Annotated in this window: 1 protein-coding gene; it reads left to right on the top strand. The window is 67.4% G+C overall.

The genetic code is table 11. The features are described from left to right. The coding region (locus AC1RQF_RS33385) for an acyl-CoA dehydrogenase family protein (protein WP_492874402.1) at positions 1-797 on the top strand (797 nt) is incomplete at both ends.

Raw genomic sequence — 797 nt, 5'->3', positions numbered from 1 at the left:
GGTTTCGAGACGGCGCGGGCGGTGCTGGAGGAATCGGCGAAGTTCTGCGGGGAGGTGCTGGCGCCGCTGAACGTGGAGGGCGACCGCAATCCGAGCAGCTGGAAGGACGGCGCGGTGACGGCGACGCCGGGTTTCGGCGAGGCGTTCCGGCAGTTCGTGGAAGGCGGATGGCAAGGATTGCAACACCCGACCGAATACGACGGCCAGGGGTTGCCGAAGCTGGTGGCGACGCCGTGCATCGAGATGCTGAACGCGGCGAACCTGTCGTTCGCGCTGTGCCCGCTGTTGACGGACGGCGCGATCGAGGCGCTGCTGACGGCGGGCACGGACGCGCAGAAGCAGCGCTACGTGCCGAAGCTGATTTCGGGCGAGTGGACGGGGACGATGAACCTGACGGAGCCGCAGGCGGGCTCGGATCTGGCGCTGGTGCGGTCGCGGGCGGAGCCGCGGGCGGACGGGTCGTACCAGGTGTTCGGCACGAAGATCTTCATCACGTGGGGCGAGCACGATATGGCGGAGAACATCGTGCACCTGGTGCTGGCGCGCACGCCGGGCGCGCCGGAAGGGGTGAAGGGGATTTCGCTGTTCATCGTGCCGAAGTTCCTGGTGAACGAGGACGGCAGCCTGGGGGCGCGCAACGACGTGCAGTGCGTGTCGATCGAGCACAAGCTCGGGATCAAGGCGAGCCCGACGGCGGTGCTGCAATATGGCGATCACGGCGGCGCGGTGGGGTATCTGGTGGGCGACGAGAATCGCGGGCTGGAGTACATGTTCATCATGATGAACGCGGCGCGGTT

Source organism: Burkholderia sp. GW821-FHT14F03, assembly GCF_058803765.1.
Note: the sequence above shows the minus strand (reverse complement) of the source record. Positions and strands in the feature narration are given on the sequence as shown.